This window comes from Hydrocoleum sp. CS-953 (assembly GCF_002260545.1).
Classification (GTDB): domain Bacteria; phylum Cyanobacteriota; class Cyanobacteriia; order Cyanobacteriales; family Microcoleaceae; genus Trichodesmium.
In genome coordinates, this window is sequence record NZ_LGSU01000329.1 from 1 (window position 1) to 2,761 (window position 2,761).

Annotated in this window: 2 protein-coding genes; one reads left to right on the forward strand and one right to left on the reverse strand. The window is 34.6% G+C overall.

The genetic code is table 11. From position 1 onward, the window contains the following. Window positions 1-1,736 (reverse strand): ABC transporter substrate-binding protein (locus AFK68_RS03045; protein WP_143437465.1); only part of this gene is annotated, 1,736 nt, incomplete at its 3' end. 654 nt (window positions 1,737-2,390) lie between these two features. Between AFK68_RS03045 and AFK68_RS36230 the strand changes: the two genes are divergently transcribed. Next, window positions 2,391-2,537 (forward strand): hypothetical protein, encoded by a 147-nt coding sequence (locus AFK68_RS36230; protein ID WP_168186301.1) that lies wholly within the window; start codon window positions 2,391-2,393, stop codon window positions 2,535-2,537. The last annotated feature ends 224 nt before the right edge of the window (window positions 2,538-2,761 follow it).

Sequence of the window (2,761 nt, forward strand, 5' to 3'; positions counted from 1 at the left end):
CCACTTAGCTCAGTATAATTAATCCCTTTAATTCGGTCACGAATAGCATCAAATTCTAGAGGATTTACCATATATATAAAAGGTAATTCTTCAGCAATAATTTGTTGTGCTTGACCATAAAATTCTTTGCGTTTATCTTCATCTAATACTTGAGATGCTTGAATATAAAGATCGTCTATTTCTTGTTCCCAATCATTTACTTTCCAGCCTTTTATTTCTTCCTCTCCCGGTTGAGGTCCTTGATTAAAAGTGTGTAATCTACCATTTACAGACCAAATATTATAACCACCATGAGGTTCAATACTTCCTCCTGTAAAACCTCCCAGATAAGCATCCCAATCTCTAGATAAAGAGAGTTTTCTTACATAAGTATTAAAGCTGAGAAATTGCATATTTATTTTAATACCTAATTTCCCTAAATCTTGATTGATTTGTGTTGCCATTTGTTCTCTGACTTTTCTACCCGCACTTGATAATAAAGTAAATTCTACTTTGTTACCTTCACTATCTAATAACTCATCATTTTGATTATATTTAAAACCTGCACTAAGTAAAAGTTTTTTAGCTTTTTCGGGGTCGTAATTATAAATTTTTAAACCTTCTTCTGGGGATAAATAGAAAGGACTTGTTACAGGAATTGGAGAATACTGAGGCGCACCTAATCCACGGTATATATTATTTGTCATTGCCTCTCTATTAATCCCATAGGCGATCGCCTGTCTAAAAGCTTTTTTATTAAACCATCCAGATTTAATCGGGTCTACAAATGGTTCGCCTTCAGCATTTTTTGCCTGATTTATATTAAAACAAATAAAGCTAGAAGTAGTTTCCGGACCACCATTATATATAGTATATTGCCCTCGTTTTTCTTCTCGTTTCAACAGAGTAAACATTTCTGGTACTACTGAAATAGTGTCTAGTTCTCCAGAGCGAAAATTTAACAGTTGATTATCTGTATTTTCGATAACTTGCCAAACAATATTTTCAATAAAAGGCAGATTATTTCCCTGGTCATCTTTGCGCCAATAAAAAGGATTTTTTTCTAAAATAATTCGTTGATTTGGAGTATAACTTTTGATGCGATACATTCCATTTCCAACAATTTCTGTGACTGGAGTATCGGTTCCCCATTTTGTTAGATAGTTTAATTCTCCTTCTGAATTAGTAGTACGAACTGATTCTTTTAAAGCATGAGCAGGTAGAATAGGTAATCCTCCAGCATATCTGACAAAAGGAGCAAAAGGTTCGGGTGTGGAAAATTCTACACGGAGATTATCGATTTTCTTTACTGTTGGTAAAGCACCACTTTGACCGATTCTAAGAATGTCTTTAAAGCTGCTAGGAATTTTGTCGTTGAGATATATTTCGTTGTAGGAAAATACCACATCATCAACAGTTAAAGGTTTTCCATCCGACCACTTCAAATCTTCTTGTAAAGTAATAACTATTGTTTGTCCGTCTTCGGAAACTTCCCAAGATTCAGCTAATGCTGGTTCTAATTCTCCTGTTACACCATTTTCAATAATTAAGCCGTCATAAATATAACCAAAAACACTATATGCTGACTGATTTAATGGATAGTTAAAAGTAGAAGCATCGCTTGGGGTAGAAACTACGATACGAGATTGATAATTTGATGTTGCTGGTCTACAAGCGCTGAGGAAAAATATTAAAATAGCTGTGAATAAAATTGTTAGTTTACGATAATATTTTTTGGGGGAATTAAATTTAATCATATCTAGATAACTGATATATTCGCAAGTTGATTATACCAAATAAAATAAAGATATTTCTGTTGTGAGCAAATAAATTTATTTATAAGTATTTAACTAGGTATGATATAGGGTTTCTCAGAGTTATAAGGTACATCTCTTTTTATTTTTATTCTCAGGACTTACGCAAAGAAACCCGGTTTCTACGGTAAATCATTGTTTTTGACAATAAACATCTACGAGAAACCCGGTTTCTGGGTTTGCATGGCTTTAGTCCTGATTCTATTCCCTGTTCCCTAGAGCCTAGAATTTTGTACCTCACAACCATGGGAATTGCTAGGCTTTGTTGCATGAAAGTAGCGATAGAACATCCGTTCCGCTGCGCGACCGAACATTTGTTCAGCTTTACTACGCACATGGAAAGCAGAGCATGACCTCAGGAAAACGCGGAGCAAATGTAGTAGCTATATTGCTCTCTTTTCTGCTCTCTTTTCCGAGATTGATGTTTTCTTCATCTATTGGACAATAGTTGACGTTTTATTCATCTATTGGACAATAGTTACAGCAGTTTCCGCGCATTATGAAGTACAAGTGTGGCAGCTATATACTTTCATGCAACAAAGCCAAATTGCTATATAACTTCCAGAGATATTTGATCCGGCGTTGCTGAACAAAGGGATGAATCTTTCACTCCCCACACACCCCACACACCCCACACTAATTCATCCCACATATTGGGAGTTATATCATGTCCGCATCTGGATCACGAAGAGGCGATCGCTCTCCCTCAATTGGCAATGGCGATCGCCTCTTTATTTTGAATGAACTCAGCAAACTGTGGTAAGTTACTCATTTTTTAGTTTAGTCAATTAATAGGTTTGTATAATCGACTGATTAGCAATAATCATTAAAAACTTTTTATCATAATATGATAACTATTGCCTTTATATTAATAATTGTTTCAATTATAAGACAAATATTAAACTTTCTCCAAAGTATTTGACAAAGATTAATTTAGCTAGAATAATGAGCAACGAAAGAACTTAAAG